Annotated in this window: 18 protein-coding genes; 13 read left to right on the top strand and 5 right to left on the bottom strand. The window is 75.1% G+C overall.

The window, feature by feature from the left end; genetic code table 11:
• Positions 1–10: 10 nt before the first annotated feature.
• A complete protein-coding gene (locus Ae331Ps2_RS05300) occupies positions 11–1,669 on the bottom strand; it encodes an LCP family protein (protein ID WP_083695262.1) in 1,659 nt (552 codons plus the stop codon).
• A gap of 404 nt (positions 1,670–2,073) precedes the next feature.
• Here Ae331Ps2_RS05300 and Ae331Ps2_RS05295 point away from each other — a divergent pair, with 404 nt between their 5' ends.
• The 6 genes from Ae331Ps2_RS05295 to Ae331Ps2_RS05270 are packed head-to-tail and all read left to right on the top strand — an operon-like array spanning position 2,074 to position 7,942.
• On the top strand, positions 2,074–2,952 hold the full coding sequence (locus Ae331Ps2_RS05295) for a glycosyltransferase family 2 protein (RefSeq protein WP_233147657.1): 879 nt from the start codon (positions 2,074–2,076) through the stop codon (positions 2,950–2,952).
• A 38-nt stretch (positions 2,953–2,990) separates the two neighbouring features.
• Positions 2,991–4,061 (top strand): sugar phosphate nucleotidyltransferase, encoded by a 1,071-nt coding sequence (locus Ae331Ps2_RS05290; RefSeq protein WP_020625544.1) that lies wholly within the window; start codon positions 2,991–2,993, stop codon positions 4,059–4,061.
• An 11-nt stretch (positions 4,062–4,072) separates the two neighbouring features.
• Positions 4,073–5,020, top strand: a complete 948-nt coding sequence (locus Ae331Ps2_RS05285; protein ID WP_249265206.1) for a DNA-3-methyladenine glycosylase — start codon at positions 4,073–4,075, stop codon at positions 5,018–5,020.
• Positions 5,021–5,039: 19 nt separating this feature from the next.
• Entirely contained in the window at positions 5,040–6,038 is a 999-nt protein-coding gene (cofD, locus tag Ae331Ps2_RS05280; RefSeq protein ID WP_075310338.1) for a 2-phospho-L-lactate transferase, read from the top strand.
• Positions 6,031–7,407 (top strand): coenzyme F420-0:L-glutamate ligase, encoded by a 1,377-nt coding sequence (locus tag Ae331Ps2_RS05275; RefSeq protein WP_075310340.1) that lies wholly within the window; start codon positions 6,031–6,033, stop codon positions 7,405–7,407. The genes cofD and Ae331Ps2_RS05275 overlap by 8 nt, the downstream gene beginning before the upstream one ends.
• 4 nt (positions 7,408–7,411) lie before the next feature.
• Positions 7,412–7,942, top strand: a complete 531-nt coding sequence (locus tag Ae331Ps2_RS05270) for an NUDIX hydrolase (RefSeq protein ID WP_020627715.1) — start codon at positions 7,412–7,414, stop codon at positions 7,940–7,942.
• Between the two features lie 173 nt (positions 7,943–8,115).
• Here Ae331Ps2_RS05270 and Ae331Ps2_RS05265 read toward each other — a convergent pair whose 3' ends face one another.
• Positions 8,116–8,883, bottom strand: a complete 768-nt coding sequence (locus tag Ae331Ps2_RS05265; protein ID WP_139318933.1) for a site-2 protease family protein — start codon at positions 8,881–8,883, stop codon at positions 8,116–8,118.
• Positions 8,884–9,104: 221 nt separating this feature from the next.
• Here Ae331Ps2_RS05265 and Ae331Ps2_RS05260 point away from each other — a divergent pair, with 221 nt between their 5' ends.
• Entirely contained in the window at positions 9,105–9,395 is a 291-nt protein-coding gene (locus tag Ae331Ps2_RS05260) for a WhiB family transcriptional regulator (RefSeq protein ID WP_043282017.1), read from the top strand.
• A gap of 168 nt (positions 9,396–9,563) precedes the next feature.
• On the opposite strand, the gene Ae331Ps2_RS05255 is transcribed toward Ae331Ps2_RS05260, so the two are convergent.
• Positions 9,564–10,049, bottom strand: coding sequence for a metallopeptidase family protein (locus Ae331Ps2_RS05255; protein ID WP_170917003.1), 486 nt, complete (start codon positions 10,047–10,049; stop codon positions 9,564–9,566).
• 134 nt (positions 10,050–10,183) lie between these two features.
• On the opposite strand from Ae331Ps2_RS05255, the gene Ae331Ps2_RS05250 reads away from it, so the two are divergent.
• The 5 genes from Ae331Ps2_RS05250 (at position 10,184) to manA (ending at position 14,680) form a co-directional block, all read left to right on the top strand.
• Positions 10,184–10,534 carry a DUF3499 domain-containing protein gene (locus tag Ae331Ps2_RS05250; protein ID WP_020627719.1) on the top strand — a complete coding sequence of 117 codons (351 nt, stop codon included), beginning with the start codon at positions 10,184–10,186 and terminating at the stop codon, positions 10,532–10,534.
• A gap of 64 nt (positions 10,535–10,598) precedes the next feature.
• Positions 10,599–12,011 (top strand): phosphomannomutase/phosphoglucomutase, encoded by a 1,413-nt coding sequence (locus Ae331Ps2_RS05245; RefSeq protein ID WP_075329696.1) that lies wholly within the window; start codon positions 10,599–10,601, stop codon positions 12,009–12,011.
• A 110-nt stretch (positions 12,012–12,121) separates the two neighbouring features.
• Positions 12,122–12,325 carry a Trm112 family protein gene (locus tag Ae331Ps2_RS05240; protein WP_020627721.1) on the top strand — a complete coding sequence of 68 codons (204 nt, stop codon included), beginning with the start codon at positions 12,122–12,124 and terminating at the stop codon, positions 12,323–12,325.
• Positions 12,322–13,440 (top strand): SIS domain-containing protein, encoded by a 1,119-nt coding sequence (locus Ae331Ps2_RS05235; protein WP_139318934.1) that lies wholly within the window; start codon positions 12,322–12,324, stop codon positions 13,438–13,440. Before Ae331Ps2_RS05240 ends, Ae331Ps2_RS05235 begins: the two co-directional genes overlap by 4 nt.
• Positions 13,441–13,468: 28 nt before the next feature.
• On the top strand, positions 13,469–14,680 hold the full coding sequence (gene manA, locus Ae331Ps2_RS05230; protein ID WP_075329695.1) for a mannose-6-phosphate isomerase, class I: 1,212 nt from the start codon (positions 13,469–13,471) through the stop codon (positions 14,678–14,680).
• Between the two features lie 40 nt (positions 14,681–14,720).
• Here the strand turns inward: manA and Ae331Ps2_RS05225 are convergent, their stop codons facing one another.
• Positions 14,721–15,950 (bottom strand): NAD(P)/FAD-dependent oxidoreductase, encoded by a 1,230-nt coding sequence (locus Ae331Ps2_RS05225; RefSeq protein WP_075310348.1) that lies wholly within the window; start codon positions 15,948–15,950, stop codon positions 14,721–14,723.
• 75 nt (positions 15,951–16,025) lie between these two features.
• On the opposite strand from Ae331Ps2_RS05225, the gene Ae331Ps2_RS05220 reads away from it, so the two are divergent.
• The gene (locus Ae331Ps2_RS05220) at positions 16,026–16,616 is read left to right on the top strand and encodes a TetR/AcrR family transcriptional regulator (RefSeq protein ID WP_020623596.1); all 591 of its coding nucleotides are present in this window, start codon (positions 16,026–16,028) and stop codon (positions 16,614–16,616) included.
• A gap of 61 nt (positions 16,617–16,677) precedes the next feature.
• Here the strand turns inward: Ae331Ps2_RS05220 and Ae331Ps2_RS05215 are convergent, their stop codons facing one another.
• Positions 16,678–17,181, bottom strand: coding sequence for an Lrp/AsnC family transcriptional regulator (locus Ae331Ps2_RS05215; RefSeq protein ID WP_020623597.1), 504 nt, complete (start codon positions 17,179–17,181; stop codon positions 16,678–16,680).
• Positions 17,182–17,217: the final 36 nt, after the last annotated feature.

The raw sequence follows: 17,217 nt of genomic DNA, 5'->3' as shown, positions 1-17,217 counted from the left end.
GAACGCTACGTCAGTCGATGCACGGGACCCCGCCCGCGGTGATCGGCGGGGTCGACGGCGCCGGGGCGGCGGCGGGCGCGGCCGCCGCGGCGCTGGTCCGGCCGCCGTTCGCGCGGTCGGTGCCGAGCAGGACCTGCACCCGGCCCTGGGCGACGGCGTCGGACTGCTCGACGCCGATCCCGCCCAGCGCGTCGGCGACCCGGCGGGCGGCGGCGTCGCCGTCGGCCTGGCTGTAGCGGACCACCGAGGTGGTGCGGTCCGGGGCGTTGCCGACCTCGCCGGGGGTGAACCCGTTGCGGCCCAGGGTGTCGGCGACCTGCGCCGCGAGCCCGGTCACCCCGGACCCGTTCGCCACGTCGGCCACGACCGGCGGCGCCGCCTCCGTGGAGGTCGCGGCGGCCTCCTCGGGCTCGGGCTCGGTGTGGCGGGCGACGAAGTCGCGGACCTCGGCGGGGTCGACGAGCAGCACGTCCTTGCCGCCGGTGGTCTCCGGGCCACCGGTGGGGATGGTCAGGAAGTCCATCTTCCCGGCGGCGATCGACGACGCCTCGCGGGCGAAGCCGAGCAGGTCCCAGCCGCTGTCGATGACGACCGACTGCTGGATCACCTCGACCAGCGCGCCGAGCTTGCGGGGGTCGGTGAGCGTGCCCGAGGAGAGGACCTTGTTGGCGACGGCCGCGAGGAACACCTGCTGGCGGTTGATCCGTGACAGGTCGCCGCCGGCCAGGCCGTGCCGCTGCCGCACGAACGCGAGCGCGTCGGCACCGGAGATCGTCTGCGGGCCCGCGGGGAAGTCGGCGCCGGAGAAGGCGTCCTTGGCCGGGGCCTTCAGGCAGACGTCGACGCCGCCGACGGCGTTGGTGAGGTTGTAGAAGCCGAGCAGGTTGACCTCGGCGAAGTGGTCGATGGCCAGCCCGGTGAGGTCCTGCACGGTGTCGATCAGCGCCTGCCGGCCGGCCTGCGAGGAGTCCTGGTCGATCTGCCGGGGGTCGCGCACGCCCTCGGCGACGAGCCGGGACGCGGTCTGCGCCTTCGTCTGCGGGTACGCCGCGTTGATCTTGTTGCGGCCGATCCCGGGGATCGACACCTCGGAGTCGCGCGGGATGGAGAACGCGGTCGCGCTGCCGCCGTCGGCGGGCAGGTGCACGACGATGATCGTGTCGGAGTTGAGGACGCCGGACTCGGCGCCGCTGCGCAGCTGGGCCAGGACGTCGGCGGGCAGCGGGTTGCCCTGCGCGTCGGTGCGGCTGTCCACACCGACCAGCAGGATGTTCTGCTCGCCCCCGGCGGAGCCGCCGAACAGCAGGTTCGTCGTGGTGATGCCGCCGGTGACGTCGCGGTAGAGGGTCCACGCGGCGCCGGTGAGCAGCACCGTCAGCGCCGACAGCACGGCGACGGCGAGGCGCAGCCGGGCCAGCAGCCCGCGGCCCCGGGGCGGTCGTCCGCCGGTGCGCCCGTCGCGCGCCGGGTACGGCGGGTGCTCGTCGGGGCCGGTCCCGGCCCGGCTCCAGCCCACGGAGCCCGCCGGTCGCCCGCGTGCGGCGCCGGTGTCGGGGCGGACGCGGGGTGAGCGGGACCGGACGTCGGGGGCGGTGGGGCGGCCGGACCGCCGGGCGGCGGCGCGCTCGGCCGCCGACGGGCGGGAGCGGTCCCGGTAGCTCTCGCCCATGCTCGCTCCCCTCGGGGTCCGTCTCGTCCGCGCAGCCGTGTCTCACCCGGACGGGGGAGTCCGGTGAACCCGGGCGCGCGCCGTGCGTCTCCAGGACCGGACACCCCGGTCGGGACCAGGGTGCAGCATCGGGACCCGCGCCGCGGGCCGCGCGGGCCTGCGTGTCGGGCCGCTCGCCCGGTCGTCGTAGGGGGTCGGGACTTGAGGGTGACGCACGGCTGTGGCGTGTCGCCGCAGCTCGGGGACGGTCCCAATATTAGGGTTACAGTATCGCGATCTCCGATATGGTGACGGAGTGTGATCTTCGCTGGCGCGAACGGGCGGTGCCGCCGGGCCCGGCCGCACCGGTGCTGACTAGGTTGCCGGACATGCGCCGGGTGGACGGAGAAGGACGGGGAGGCCAGGTGGCCGACGACGTGCGGTCCTACGGCGACGAGGTCGCCATCGTCACGGTGACCTACTCGCCGGGCGCGCTGCTGGACACCTTCCTCGACTCGCTGCGCGGTGCCACGACCCGCACGGACGTGCCGGTCGTCCTGGCCGACAACGGATCCGTCGACGGCGCCCCGGAGCGCGCGGCCCGCGAGCGCGACCACGTGACGTTCCTGCCGATCGGGGAGAACGTCGGCTACGGCGCCGCCGCCAACCGCGGGGTGGCCTCGTTGCCCGACCGCTACGGCTGGGTCGTCGTGGCGAACCCGGACCTGGAGTGGGGCGCCGGGTCGCTCGACACCCTGCTCGACGCCGGCCGTCGGCACCCCCGTGCCGGGGCGCTCGGCCCGCTGATCCGCGAGCCGTCCGGCGAGGTCTACCCCTCCGCGCGTGAGGTCCCGTCGCTGCTCGCGGGCGCCGGGCACGCCGCGCTCGCGCCGGTCTGGCCCGCCAACCCGTGGACCGCGGCCTACCGGCGCAGCCGCGAGGACCTGACCGAGCGGTCGGCCGGCTGGCTGTCCGGGTCGTGCCTGCTCCTGCGGCGCGCCGCGTTCGACTCCGTCGACGGTTTCGACCCGCGCTACTTCATGTACTTCGAGGACGTCGACCTGGGGGAACGCCTGGGGCTCGCCGGATGGCGAAACGTGTACGTCCCCGGTGCCGATGTCGTACACGTGGGCGGAGCGTCCACGGGCAAGCCGGGGGTGTCGGCACGGATGCTCGCCGAGCACCACCGCAGCGCCTACCGGTACCTGGCCGACCGCCACCGCGGTCCGGTGCACGCACCGCTGCGTGCGGCCCTGCGTGCCGGCCTGGCCGTGCGCTCGGGTCTGCTGCGGCGGACCGGCTGAGCGCGAACGAGAAGAAGGAACCTGAGGGGGAACCTGCATTGCAGGACGTCGAGGCGGTCGTGCTGGTCGGGGGCAAGGGCACCCGGCTGCGGCCACTGACCCTGTCGGCGCCCAAGCCGATGCTGCCGACGGCGGGGGTGCCGTTCCTGGCGCACCTGCTGTCGCGGATCCGCGAGGCGGGCATCCGGCGGGCGGTGCTGGGTACGAGCTACCTGGCCGAGACCTTCGAGGAGCACTTCGGCGACGGCTCGTCGCTGGGGCTGGACCTCACCTACGTGACCGAGACCGAGCCGCTGGGCACGGGCGGGGGCATCCGCAACGTGGCCGGCAAGCTCTCGGCCGAGCACGTCATGATCTTCAACGGCGACGTGCTGGCGGGCACCGACCTGACCGCGGTCGCCGACACCCACCGGAGCACCGGTGCCGACGTGACGCTGCACCTGGTGCGGGTGCAGAACCCGCGGGCCTTCGGCTGCGTCCCCACCGACCCGACCGGCCGGGTGCTGGAGTTCCTCGAGAAGACCGAGGACCCGCCGACCGACCAGATCAACGCCGGGTGCTACGTCTTCCGTCGCGAGGTGATCGACACGATCCCCGCGGGCAGGCCGGTGTCGGTGGAGCGCGAGACGTTCCCCGACCTGCTCGCCTCCGGGGCGCACGTGCAGGGCCACGTCGACGTCGCGTACTGGCGCGACATGGGCACCCCCGGCGACCTGGTGCACGGCTCGGCGGACCTGGTCCGCGGGGTCGCGCCCTCGGCGGCGCTGCCCGGCCCGACGGGCGAGTCGATGGTGCTGGAGGGGGCCGAGGTGGCCGCCGACGCGTTCGTGTTCGGCGGGACGACCGTCGGCCGCGGCGCCCGGATCGGCTCCGGGGCCCGGGTCGAGGGCTCCATGCTGTTCGACGGCGCGGTCGTCCGGGCCGGAGCGGTCGTGGAGAACTCGGTGATCGGGGCCGGAGCGGTCGTCGAGGAGGGCGCGAGCATCCGCGACACCGTGGTCGGCGACCGGGCCGTGATCGGCGCGCACTGCGAGCTGCGGCACAACATGCGGGTGTGGCCGGACGTCACGCTGCCGCCCCACGGGGTCCGGTTCTCGCCCGACGTGTGACCATCGGGGGCGTGGACGCGGTCGCCGTGGTGGTGGACCGGGAATGGCGGCCGCCGTTCCCGCTCGACCTGCACGGCGTGCTGGCCCCGCTGCGCCGCGGCCGGGGCGACCCCACCTGGCGCACCGCCGTCGACGGTGCCGTGATCTGGCGGGTCTCGACGACGCCTGCCGGCCCCGCCACCGTCGCGATCCGCCGCCGGGCCGACGGGGGCCCGTACGGCACCGTGCGGGCGTCCGGCTGGGGACCGGGCGCGGCCTGGGAGATCGACCGGCTGCCGTCGCTGCTGGGGGCCGACGACGACCCGGCGGCGTTCGTGGCGCACCACCCGCTCGTCGCCGACGCGCACCGGCGCCGACCCGGCCTGCGGCTGGGCTCCACCGGCCGGGTGTGGGACGCGCTGCTGCCCGCGGTGCTGGAACAGAAGGTCACCGGCACCGAGGCGCGCCGCAGCTTCCGCGAGCTCGCCCGGCGCTTCGGCGACCCCGCACCGGGGCCCGCCGGGGTGGTGCCCGCCGGGATGCGGGTGCCGCCGACGCCCGAGCAGGTCCGGGCGATCCCCGAGTGGGAGTGGCACCGGGCCGGCGTCGACCACGCGCGCCGGACGGCGATCCTGCACGCCGCCGTCGTCGCCCACCGGCTGGAACGGGCCGCCGAGCTGGGCGGGGAGCAGGGCCGGGTGCTGCTGCGCCGGGTCCGCGGCATCGGGGTGTGGACGGCCGCGGAGACCGCCCAGCGCGCCTGGGGCGACCCGGACGCGGTCAGCTTCGGCGACTTCCACGTGCCGAACACCGTCGGCTGGGCACTGCTGGGCCACGACCTCGACGACGCCGGGATGCTCGAGGTGCTCGCCCCCTACGTCCCGCAACGCCAGCGCGCGGTGCGCTACATCGAGGCGTCCGGGTTCCGCCGCCCCCGGTTCGGGCCGCGGTTCTCCCCGCGCGACTACCGCTCGTTCTGACCGACGTAGGGTCGTACCCGTGAAGGTCACCGTACTGGTCGGCGGCGTCGGCGGGGCCCGCTTCCTGCAAGGCGTGAAGGTCGCGCTCGGACTGCCCGCGGTCGGCGCGGGGGAGTCCGAGCACGAGATCTCCGCCGTGGTCAACGTCGGCGACGACATCTGGCTGCACGGGCTGCGGGTCTGTCCGGACCTCGACACCGTCATGTACACCCTCGGCGGCGGCATCGACGTCGAGAAGGGCTGGGGCCGGTCGGACGAGAGCTGGTCGGTCAAGGCCGAGCTGGAGGCCTACGGCGCCGACGCGACCTGGTTCGGGCTGGGCGACCGCGACGTCGCCACCCACCTCGTCCGCACCCGGATGCTGCGTGCCGGCTACCCGCTCTCCCAGGTCACCGAGGCGCTCTGCCACCGCTGGCAGCCCGGGGTGCGGCTGCTGCCCGCCACCGACGACCGCGTCGAGACCCACGTCGTGATCGACAACCCCGACCCGGCCGCGGTCGAGGAGACCCCGCAGGTCGCGATCCACTTCCAGGAGTGGTGGATCCGGCACCGGGCCGCCCCGAAGGCGTACCGCTTCGCGTCGGTCGGCGCCGACCAGGCCGCGATCCTGCCCGACGCCCGGGCCGCGATCGCCGGGGCCGACGTCGTGCTCGTCGCCCCGTCCAACCCGGTCGTGTCGATCGGCACCGTCGTCTCGGTGCCCGGGGTCGCCCAGGCCCTCGCCGCGACGCCCGCGAAGGTCGTGGGGCTGTCCCCGATCGTCGGCGGGGCGCCGGTGCGCGGCATGGCCGACGCCTGCCTGACCGCGATCGGCGTCGAGACCAGCGCCGAGGGCGTGGGCCGGCACTACGGCGGCCGCGGCGAGGGCGGCCTGCTCGACGGCTACCTGGTGCACACCGGTGACGCCGCGACCGTGCCCGGCGCGACCGTGCGCGAGGTGCCGCTGCTGATGACCGACCACGAGGCGACCGCCGACATGGCCCGCGCCGCGTTCGAGCTGGCGGGCGTCGGTGTCTGACGGGGCCGACAGGGCCGACAGGGCCGGCGGTTTCCCCGACCACGCGTCGCAGAAGCTGGAGATCCTCCCGGTCCCCGGGCTGCCGGAGTTCCGCCCCGGCGACGACCTCGCCGCCGTCCTGGCCGAGCGGATGACCTGGCTGCGCGACGGCGACGTCGTGGTGGTCACCAGCAAGGTGTTCTCCAAGGTCGAGGGCAGGCTGGTGCCGGCCCCCTCCGACGACGAGGAGCGCGACGCGCTGCGTCGCAGGCTGGTCGACCAGGAGACCGAGCGGGTGGTGGCCCGCAAGGGCCGGACGCTGATCGTGGCCGGGAAGCTCGGCATCGTGCAGGCCGCCGCGGGCATCGACGGCTCCAATGTCCGCCGCGACGAGCTCGCCCTGCTGCCCGTCGACCCGGACGCCAGCGCGGCCGGGCTGCGCGCGGGGCTGGCCGAGCGGCTCGGCGTCGAGGTCGGCGTCGTCGTCACCGACACCCTGGGGCGCAGCTGGCGGGTCGGCCAGACCGACATCGCGATCGGCGCGGCCGGGCTGCCGGTGCTGCACGGCTACTCCGGCGCCGTCGACGGCCAGGGCAACGACCTGGTCGTCACCGAGATCGCCGTCGCCGACGAGATCGCCGCGGCCGCGGACCTGGTGAAGGGCAAGCTCGGCGGGCTGCCGGTGGCGGTGCTGCGCGGCGCGGCCCTGCCCGACGACGGGTCGACCGCCCGTGACCTGATCCGGCCGATCTCCGAGGACCTGTTCTGGCTGGGCACCGAGGAGGCGATCGACCGCGGACGCCGCGAGGCGGTCCTGCTGCGGCGCAGCACCCGGGACTTCGCCGAGGAGCCGGTCGACGCCGACGCCGTGCGCCGCGCGGTGGGCGTCGCGCTGACCGCACCCGCGCCGCACCACAGCACCCCGTTCCGGTTCGTGTGGCTGCGCGACCCGGCGCGGCGCACCGCGCTGCTCGACGCCCTGCGCGAGCGCTGGCGTGCCGACCTGGTCGCCGACGGGCGCCCGGCCGACGAGGTGGAGCGCCGCCTCGCCCGCGGGGACCTGCTGCGCCGCGCCCCGGAGCTGGTGCTGGCGTTCCGGTCCACCGCGGGGATGCACGGCTACCCGGACGCGGCCCGCAACGCCGCCGAGCGGGACATGTTCACCGTCGCCGGCGGGGCGGCGGTGCAGTCCCTGCTGGTCGCGCTGGCCGCGGAGGGCCTGGCGTCCTGCTGGGTCGGCTCGACGATCTTCGCCGCGGACGTCGCCCGCCGGGTCCTGGACCTGCCCGAGGACTGGGCGGCGCTCGGCGCGGTCGCCGTCGGTGTGCCGGTCGAGCCGATCGCCCCGCGCGAGCCCCGGCCGGTCGGCGACGGCCTGCTGGAGCTGTGAGCCCGTGGTAGCCCCGGCGACGGCCGCCCGCGAGCTCGCTGCGTGGACCCCGCCCGACGCCGGTCAGCGGGCTCTGCAGCACGCCCTGCTGGCCTTCCTGGACGCGCGCCCGGACGACGCCTGCGACCGCTCCTGCGTGCCCGGCCACCTCACCGCGTCGGCGCTGCTGCTCGACGCGACCGGCGAGCACACGCTGCTGACCCTGCACCCGCGGGTCGGGCGCTGGATCCAGCTGGGTGGGCACTGCGAGCCCGGCGACGGCTCGCTGCGCGCCGCGGCGCTGCGGGAGGCCACCGAGGAGTCCGGGATGGCGGGGCTGGAGATCGGTGAGCACCCGCTGCACGTCGACGTCCACCCGGTCACCTGCTCGCTCGGCGTCCCGACCCGGCACCTCGACGTGCGCTACCTGGTCCGCGCCCCGGCCGGGGCGACCCCGCGGATCAGCGACGAGTCGCTCGACCTGCGCTGGTGGCCGGTCGACGCCCTCCCGGACGACGACGACACCGTCGCGACGATGGTCGCCGCCGCCCGCTGACCTGCCGCCCCGCCCGCCCCACCCCGGCGGCGTCCGCTCGCGAGACCGGCATCCGCTCGGAAACCGACGTCCGCGCGCAGAATCGGGGTTTGCGCGCGGGACCGAGGTTCGCGCGCGTCACGACACGCGCGGACTCCGAACTCGCGCGCGAACCGTGGAGCGGTGAGCGGGGCTCAGAGGTTGCGCCAGAAGAACAGCTCGGAGTAGCCGAGCTGGAACAGCTGCTGGTTGCCGCCGGCGGCGCCGAAGAGCAGCTGGGTGACGGCGAAGAACAGTGCGCCCACCCCGGGCACGAACAGCAGCAGGGCGAGCAGCACGAACGGGGCCCAGGGCCGGACCCGCTCGCCGAGACGCAGTGCCGGCACGGACAGGTACGGCTCCAGCACGCCCCAGCCGTCGAGGCCGGGCACGGGCAGCATGTTCAGCACGAACGCGATGATCTGGAAGTAGGCGAGCGCGGACAGTCCCGCCGCGACGGGGATCGGCATCTCCGGGAACGCGGCCACCGTGATGATCAACACGATGCCCAGGACGAGGTTCGCCGCGGGGCCCGCCAGCGAGACCGCGCTGCGCCGGGCCCGCGACCGCAGCGCCCACTGGTTGATCCACACCGCGCCGCCGGGCAGCGGCAGCCCGCCGATCAGCAGGATGATCAGCGGCAGCACCAGCGACAGGCCGGGATCGGTGTAGCGCCGCACGTCGAGGGTCAGGTAGCCCTTCGCCGCGACCGAGGTGTCCCCGCCACGGTAGGCGGTGATGGCGTGCCCGTACTCGTGCAGGCACAGCGACACCACCCAGCCTCCGAGCACCATGACGAAGATCCCGAGGGTCGCCAGGGCCTGCGACTGTGCGGGGACGGCGGCGGCGAGGACACCACCGAGCAGGGTGACGCCGAGGATCAGCAGGAACCAGGGGCTGATGCGGCGTGTCAGGGACGGCACGTACCCATACTCCATGCCGGAGGAAACGTCCGCGCGCGACCCTTCACTCAATCGGCAGAGCCGGCTTGCACAGAGCTAGTGTCAGCGCTGTACTTACAGCGGTGTCATTCGCCAGTGCGTTGCGGGGAGGTGGGCGAGTGGACGACGTCGAGGGGTTCATGCGGATGCTGCGGCCGGTGGAAGCCGAGCCGGTGGGGGCGGTCGAACGACCCGGCCAGGAGATGGCCGACTACGACCAGGTCGCCCAGATCCTGGACCTGAGGGGCCTGCTGGACGACGGCTCCGCCGAGGAGGTCCCGGACTGGCAGGAGCGCGCGCTGTGCGCCCAGACCGATCCGGAGGCGTTCTTCCCCGAGAAGGGCGGCTCCACCCGGGAGGCCAAGCGCATCTGCTCCGGCTGCGAGGTCCGCGCCGAGTGCCTGGAGTACGCGCTGGCCCAGGACGAGCGCTTCGGCATCTGGGGCGGGCTGAGCGAGCGGGAGCGTCGTCGCCTCCGCCGGGCCGCCGTCTGAGCGGAGAGCGCAGGCAGCACCGCCGTCTGAGCGGAGCGAAGAGCGCAGACAGCACCGCAGTCTGAGATCCGCCTGCGGGGGAACGAGCACGGGGCCGGTCGCCGTCACGGTGACCGGCCTGTCGTCGTACCCGGTGTCGGTGGTCGCCGGGCAGCCGTACCGCGCCGCTCAGCCGCCGTCGACGGCGTCGGGCTCGATGTTGAGGTACTCCGCGACCTGTTCGACGAGCACCTCGTGCACGAGGTCGGCGAGGTCCTCGCCGTTGCGCGCCCTGGCCTCGAGCGGGCGGCGGTAGAGCACGATCCGCGCCCGGGTCGGCATCCCGGCGGAGTCGACCCCGGCCGGGACGAGGTGCGCCAGCGGGACGCCGACGTCGGCCAGCACCCCGGTGCCCCACACGATCTCGTCGGGCGAGGTGCGGTCGACCGACGGCACGTCGTCGACGGCGAGGTCGAGGTCGACCAGCTCCGGGCCCCAGCGCGCCTCGATCGGCTCGAGCGCCTCCAGCACCTTCGCGTCGAAGCGTTCGGCGCGGGTGCGGAAGGCCGGCGTCGACACCGGGTACATCAGGCCGCGCAGGCCGCGTCCGCGCCGGTCCCGCCGGCGCGGGCTGCGCGGCGGCCGGCGGTCTTTCTCGGGGCGAGCGGTGGGCACCAGGGCATTCTAGGACCCCGTGCCCCGTCGAGGGGCGACCCGCGACCGCGGCGGGCGGACCGTCCGCCGAGCGGGGTGCGCGTCGCAGTACGGCGGCGGGCCTGCGACGGGCTATCGTCGACGACGTGTTGAGTGTGCGGAGATGTTCACGGACGGGCTGCACCGAGCTCGCCGTCGCCACGCTCACCTACGTCTACGCCGACTCGACCGCCGTCGTCGGCCCGCTGGCCACGCAGGCCGAGCCGCACTCCTACGACCTCTGCACCGGGCACGCGCACAACCTCACGGCCCCCCGCGGGTGGGAGGTCGTCCGGTTCGAGGGCGAGTTCGCCCAGCCCCAGCACAGCGGTGAGGACCTCACCGCGCTCGCCGACGCCGTCCGCGAGGCGGGCCGGGTGGACCGCCCGGTCGAGGTCGTCGCACGGCCGGGTGGCACGGGGCGGCGCGGGCACCTGCGGGTGCTCCCGAAGCCCGAGGACGGCTGAGCCGCCCCACGGGGTGAGGAGACCTGCGCGGACGGGTGACACGACTGCGCTAGGGTCGTGCGTCGTGCCCGACCTCTCGGCGATCGTGAAGGCCTACGACATCCGCGGTGTCGTCGGCGACCAACTGGATGAGCCCACCGCGCGTGCACTGGGTGCGGCGACGGCGCGGCTCGTGGCGGGCGACGACCCGGCGCCGTCGGCGGTGGTCGTCGGGCGGGACATGCGGGACAGCTCGCCCGCGCTGGCGGCGGCGTTCGCGGACGGGGTGACTGGGCAGGGGCTCGACGTCGTCGACATCGGGCTCGCGAGCACCGACATGCTCTACTACGCGTCCGGCTCGCTGGACCTGCCCGGCGCGATGTTCACCGCGAGCCACAACCCGGCCGCCTACAACGGCATCAAGCTGTGCCGTGCCGGCGCCGTCCCGGTCGGTCAGGACTCGGGTCTCGCGACGATCCGCGACGAGGCGGCCCGCTTCCTCGACTCCGGGGTCCCCGAGGTCCCGTCCCGGGGGGCGGTGCGCACCGAGGACATGCTCGACGGCTACGCGCGTCACCTCCGCGGCCTGGTCGACCTGACCTCGCTGGACGCGTCCCCGGAGCTGACCGTCGTCGTCGACGCCGGGAACGGGATGGGCGGGCACACCGTCCCGACCGTGTTCGACGGCCTGAACGTGCGCGTCGTCCCGCTGTACTTCGAGCTCGACGGGAACTTCCCGAACCACGAGGCGAACCCGCTGGACCCGGCGAACCTGGTGGACCTGCAGAAGCGGGTCGTCGCCGAGGGCGCGGACCTCGGTCTGGCCTTCGACGGCGACGCCGACCGCTGCTTCGCCGTCGACGAGCAGGGCGAGGCGGTGAGCCCGAGCGCGATCACCGGTCTGGTCGCGGCCCGTGAGCTCGCCAGGGCGCACGCGGCGGGGGAGTCCGACGTCGTCGTGATCCACAACCTGATCACCTCGCGGGCGGTCCCCGAGCTGGTCGCCGAGCACGGCGGCCGCGCGGTCCGCACCCGGGTGGGGCACTCGTTCATCAAGCAGACGATGGCCGAGACCGGCGCGGTGTTCGGCGGCGAGCACTCCGCGCACTACTACTTCCGCGACTTCTGGAAGGCCGACTCCGGGATGCTCGCGGCGCTGCACCTGCTGGCCGCGCTCGGCGAGCACCGGGCGGCGGCCGACGGCGCGACGGTGTCCGGGCTGATGGCCGACTACGACCGCTACGCGGCCTCCGGCGAGATCAACTCGACGGTCGAGGACCAGGCGGGGCGGGTCGCCGAGATCGAGCGCGTCTTCGGCGCGCGCGACGGGGTCGAGCTCGACCGGCTGGACGGGCTGACCGTCTCGCTGCCGGACGGCTCGTGGTTCAACCTGCGGGCCTCGAACACCGAGCCGCTGCTGCGGCTCAACGTCGAGGCGGCGGACGCCGCGGCCGTCCGTGCCCTGGTCGACGAGGTGCTGGCGGTCGTGCGCGCCTGATCGCACGACCCCGCACACCTGCGGTGACGGCGTCCGTACCCGGTCGGCTGCCGCGGAGTGTCGGTACCGGGTGGCAGCATCGAGAGCGCGAGATGACGACGAGGAGAACCGTGGCCCTACAGCTCGACCCCCAGCTGCTGGAGATCCTGGCCTGCCCGTGCGACGCGCACGCGGTCCTGACCCCGGGTGAGGACCGGCTGACCTGCACGGCGTGCGGTCGCGCGTTCCCGGTGACCGACGGGATCCCGGTGCTGCTCCTCGACGAGGCGCTGCCCGGTACCGGGCCGGCGGGGGACGGACGGGACGACGGGTGAACGGGGTGCTCGACGACACGCTGCTGGCCGATCCCGAGGAGCTGGCGGCGCGGGACACCACGGGTGTCCTGCGGGCCGCCGCGACCGCGGGCGCCCAGGTCCGGTCCGCGTTGTACACCGCGGGCCAGGCCGGTCTGGACCGGCTGCGCGGGCACCGTCCCCGCGCGCTGGTGCTGCTGCGCCGGCCCGGCGTCTCCGGGGCGGTGGCCGACCTCGTCACGGCCCTGCTCACCGACCGCTGTCCGGTTCCGGTCGTGGTCGCCGAGCGGATGCCGGGCTGGATCGGGCCGCTGGACGTCGTCGTCGCGCACTCCACCGACCCCACCGACCCCGAGCTGGCCGAGTCGGTCTCCGTCGCGGTGCACCGCGGCGCCGAGGTCGTGCTCTCCGCGCCGGACTCCGGGCCGGTCGCCCAGGCGGGCGCCGGGCGCGCCCGGCTGGTCGAGCCGCGCATCCCGCTGCCCGAGGGCCTCGGGTTCGCCCAGGCGCTGACGGTCGCGCTGGTCGCCGTCGCCGAGCTGGACCTGCTGCCCGGGATGCGCAGCGAGGAGGTCCCGGCCCGGCTCGAGGCGCTGGCCGACGCGCTCGACGCCGAGGCCGAGCGCTGCCAGCCCGCGCACGAGCCGTTCGTGAACCCGGCGAAGGCGCTCGCGCTGCGGCTGGCCGAGCGGACCCCGCTGCTGTGGGGGGTGGACCCGGCCGCCGCCGCGGTGGCCCGGCACGGCGCGCTGGCACTGGCCACCCACGCCGGTGTCGTCGCGCACGCCGACGGGCTCGCGCAGGCCGGCACCCTGGCCGGGCTGCGCGTCGCCGTCGACCTGTCCGAGCGGGGCGGGGGCGACATCTTCCACGACCCGTTCGACGACCCGGCCCCCGGTGGCGACGCGCCGCCGCCGCGCCTGGTGCTGCTCGGCACGGGTGAGGAGGACCCGCAGGCGGTGAGCCGCCGGGTGCTCGGCCGGGAGTGGCCGAACGCCGACCTGGCGCACCCGGTCGACGAGATCCCGCGGGGCACCCGCGACGCGGCGCTGCTGCGTGCCGGCGTCCTCGCCCTGCGTGCCGACATCGCCGCCGTGTACCTCGGCCTGGCGACCGGCGCCACCCTGATCACCTGACCCCCGCGCACCTGACACCGGGAGACCCGTGGAACTGCTGGAGAACCCGATCCGCACCTACGCCTGGGGTTCGCGGACGGTCATCGCCGAGCTGCTCGGCGAGCCCGTCCCGTCACCGCACCCGCAGGCGGAGCTGTGGCTGGGCGCGCACCCGGCCGCCCCGTCGACGGTCGCCGGGGGCACCTGCCCGCTGCACGAGCTCATCGCCGCGGACCCGGTCGCTGCGCTCGGCCCGGGACGCGACCGCTGGGAAGGGCGGCTGCCGTTCCTGCTGAAGGTGCTGGCGGCCGAGGAGCCGCTGAGCCTGCAGGCCCACCCGAGCCTGGAGCAGGCCCGCGAGGGCTGGGAGCGGGAGAACGCCGCGGGGATCGCGGTGGACGCGCCGGACCGCAACTACCGCGACGCCCACCACAAGCCGGAGCTGATCTGCGCGCTGACCGAGTTCGTCGCGCTGGTCGGGTTCCGTGAGCCGGCCCGCACGGTGGAGCTGCTGCGCGCCCTCGACGTCCCCGAGCTCGCCACCTACACCGAGCTGCTCGCCGGTCAGCCGTGCCCGGACGGGCTGCGCGCACTGTTCACCACCTGGATCACGCTGCCCCAGTCGGTGCTCGACGGGCTCGTCCCGGCCCTGCAGGACGGCGCGATCAGGCTGCTGGAGCGCGGTACGGCCCCGGAGTGGACCGGCGAGGCGAAGACCACGCTCGACCTGTCCGAGCGCTACCCCGACGACGCGGGCGTGCTCGCCGCGTTGCTGCTCAACCGGATCACCCTGGCCCCCGGCGAGGCGCTGTACCTGCCGGCCGGGAACCTGCACGCCTACCTGTCCGGGGCGGGCATCGAGGTGATGGCCAACTCCGACAACGTGCTGCGCGGCGGCCTGACGCCGAAGCACGTCGACGTGCCGGAGCTGCTGCGGGTCCTCGACTTCACCGCCCCGCCGCCTCCGGTCCGCACCCCGGTCCCCGACCCGGGCGCCGACGGCTGGCAGCGCTACGACGTGCCGGTGGAGGAGTTCCTGCTCCGCCGTGCGGTCACCGACGGCCGGGACAAGCTCGACGTGCCCGGCACCGGCGCCCGCATCCTGCTGTGCGTCGACGGTGACGCCGCGGTCGACGCCGACGGTGGCAGCGTCGAGCTGCCCCGCGGCCGCGCGGTGTTCCTCTCCGCGACCGACAGCGGCGCCGTCCTGACCACCGGCGAGCACGGCGCCACCGTCTTCCTGGCGGGCGACGCCCTGTAACCGCGCCCGCACTCGCGCGCAGCGCTGTCGCACCGGCGGCTCATCCGCGGCGGGCCCGGTCTCCCTCGGCTGCCGCGGCGACGGCCGCCGCCACCTCGGCGAACGCCGCCACCGGGTCCGCGGCGGCGGCCGCCGAGAAGAAGCGCTCCAGCCCCTGTGCCGCAGCGGCGGCGTTGGCCTCGGCCCGCGGGAACATGGTCGCCTCGTAGCGGGCGACCGCCGCGACGAGGTCGTCCGGGGTGGCGGCGATCTCCCGGGCCAGGTCGGCGGCGTCGAGCATGGCGGAGTTGGCGCCCTGCCCGGAGAACGGCGACATCAGGTGGGCGGCGTCGCCGATCAGGGTGATGCCCGGGACCGGCTCCCACCGGTGCCCGACCGGCAGCATCTCCAGCGGCCGGTCGATGATCCGGTCGTCGCAGCGGACGATGAGCTCCCGCAGCTCGGGGGCGGCGTCGCCGAACGCGTCGAGCAGCACGGCGCGGGCGGCCGCCGGGTCGTCGAGCACCCCGCCGGTGCTGCCGAGCCCGTGCGCGGCGGCCCACCCGCGCTCCCGGCGGAACCCGGCGTACACGCGGGCGGAGCCGTCGGCGAGCCGCTGGCAGAACAGCGCCCGGCCGGTGGCGCGGGCGCTCATGGAGCCGCGGCCGACCAGGTCGTCGAGCCCGGGGAACGCCGACGGCGTGACCCGCAGCTCGACGAACGTGACCCCGGCGTAGGACGGCATCGCGTCCGACAGCAGCGGGCGGACCCGGGAACGTGCCCCGTCCGCCCCGACGACGAGGTCCGCGGTGATCCGGTCGCCGTCGGAGGCCCCGTCGGGTGCCCCGTCGAGTACGGCGTCGAGTCGTCCGTCGTCGCGGTGCTCGACGTGGTCGAGCCGGGCGCCCCAGCGCACCGTGCCGGGGCCGAGCGACCCGAGGAGCAGGGTGCGCAGGTCGCCGCGGTCGATCTCGGGGTTGAACGTCTCGCCGGGCGCGGCGCGCTCGTCGAGCAGGACGGTCCCGTCGAGGGCGAGCATCCGCATGTCTTGACCCTCGGGCCGGGAGATGCGCAGGAACTCCTCGAGCAGGCCGGCGGCGTCGAGCGCGATCTGTCCGCTGTCGCGCTGCATGTCCAGGGTGCCGCCCTGGTCGCGGGTGGCGATGTCGGTCTCGCGCTCGAGGACGGTGACGGCGATGTCGTGGCGCTGCAGGACGCGGGCGAGGGTCAGGCCGCCGGGGCCGGCCCCGGCGACGAGGACGTGCGGTGCGGTGCTGGTGGTGTCGGTCATGACGCCGACTGTAGATGAAGCGACTACAAAAATGTAGTAACTTCACTTTCAGAGTGACTGCGCTAACCTGTCGCCGTGACCACGCCCGGACGCCGCGAACGCAAGAAGGCCGCCACCCGCCAGGGCATCGCGGACGCCGCACTGCGGCTGTTCCTCGACCGGGGCTTCGACGAGGTGACCGTCGCCGAGGTCGCCGAGGCCGCGGACGTCTCGGTCACCACGCTGTTCAAGCACTTCGGCAGCAAGGAGGCGTTGCTGTTCGACGAGGACGGGGCGCAGGAGGCCGAGCTGGTCGCCGCGGTGCGCGACCGTGCGCCGGGGACCGACGTCGTCGACGGGCTGCAGGCCTGGCTGCTCCGGCGCGTCGACGGGCCGCCCTCGGACCGGCGGCCGAGCGCGGAGGACCTGGAGCGCTTCCGCAGGCTCACCGACGCGGCGCCGAGCCTGCGCGACCACGCACGACGGATGTGGGCCCGCCACGAGGCCGCACTCGCGGCGGAGCTGGCCCGCGACGCAGGCCGGGACGAACCGTCACCGGCGGACCGGGTGCTCGCGCACGTCGTCGTCGGGATCCCGCCGCTGCTGCGTGAGCAGGCCGGTCGGGCCCGCGAGCACCTCGACGCCGCGTTCGCGTTGATCCGCCACGGCTACGACGCCGCTCAGTAGGAGACGCGGCTCAGTAGGAGACGCAGCTCAGCAGGAGACGCGGCTCAGGTGGTGACGCTGCTCAGTAGGTGTCGGGCGCCCGGTGGTGTTCGAAGATCAGTGACGTGCGGGTGCCCGCGACCTCGGCCCACGCGTTGAGCGTGCCGACCAGGTCGCGCAGTGCCACGGTGTCGGCGGTCGCGACCCGGATCATGTAGTCGTCCTCGCCGGCGAGGAAGTACACGTCGCGGACCTCGGGGCGGCGGGACACCCGGGTCACGAACTCGGCGAGCCGGTCGCGGGCGTCGGACTGCAGGCGGACCGAGATCATCGCCTGCAGGGGGTGGCCGGTCGCCGCCGGGTCGACGTCGGCGTGGTACCCGCGGATCACCCCGCTCTCGCGCAGTGCCCGGACCCGGCCCAGGCACGTCGACGGGGCGATTCCCGCCCCCGCCGCGAGTGAGTTGTTCGGCGTCCGGGCATCCCGCTCCAGCTGGCGCAGCAGGGCGCGGTCGACCCCGTCGAGCCGAACAGGGTTCGACGACGGCGGCCTCTTCCGTGGCGTCGACGAAGGATCGTCGTTCATGAGTCACCTCAGAGAATCTTGTTCAGTTCTGTTGGC

The organism is Pseudonocardia sp. Ae331_Ps2 (genome assembly GCF_001932405.1).
Lineage (GTDB): Bacteria > Actinomycetota > Actinomycetes > Mycobacteriales > Pseudonocardiaceae > Pseudonocardia.
The sequence above is the reverse complement of the archived record's forward strand: the minus strand, read 5'-3'. Positions and strand labels throughout refer to the sequence as shown.

Bases quoted from the DNA above. Each gene is read 5' to 3' on its own strand.
- Ae331Ps2_RS05300 (WP_083695262.1), bottom strand. From the start codon at position 1,669: ATGGGCGAGAGCTACCGGGACCGCTCCCGCCCGTCGGCGGCCGAGCGC.
- Ae331Ps2_RS05260 (WP_043282017.1), top strand. From the start codon at position 9,105: ATGGCCGACTACGACCAGGTCGCCCAGATCCTGGACCTGAGGGGCCTG.
- Ae331Ps2_RS05225 (WP_075310348.1), bottom strand. From the start codon at position 15,950: ATGACCGACACCACCAGCACCGCACCGCACGTCCTCGTCGCCGGGGCC.
- Ae331Ps2_RS05215 (WP_020623597.1), bottom strand. From the start codon at position 17,181: ATGAACGACGATCCTTCGTCGACGCCACGGAAGAGGCCGCCGTCGTCG.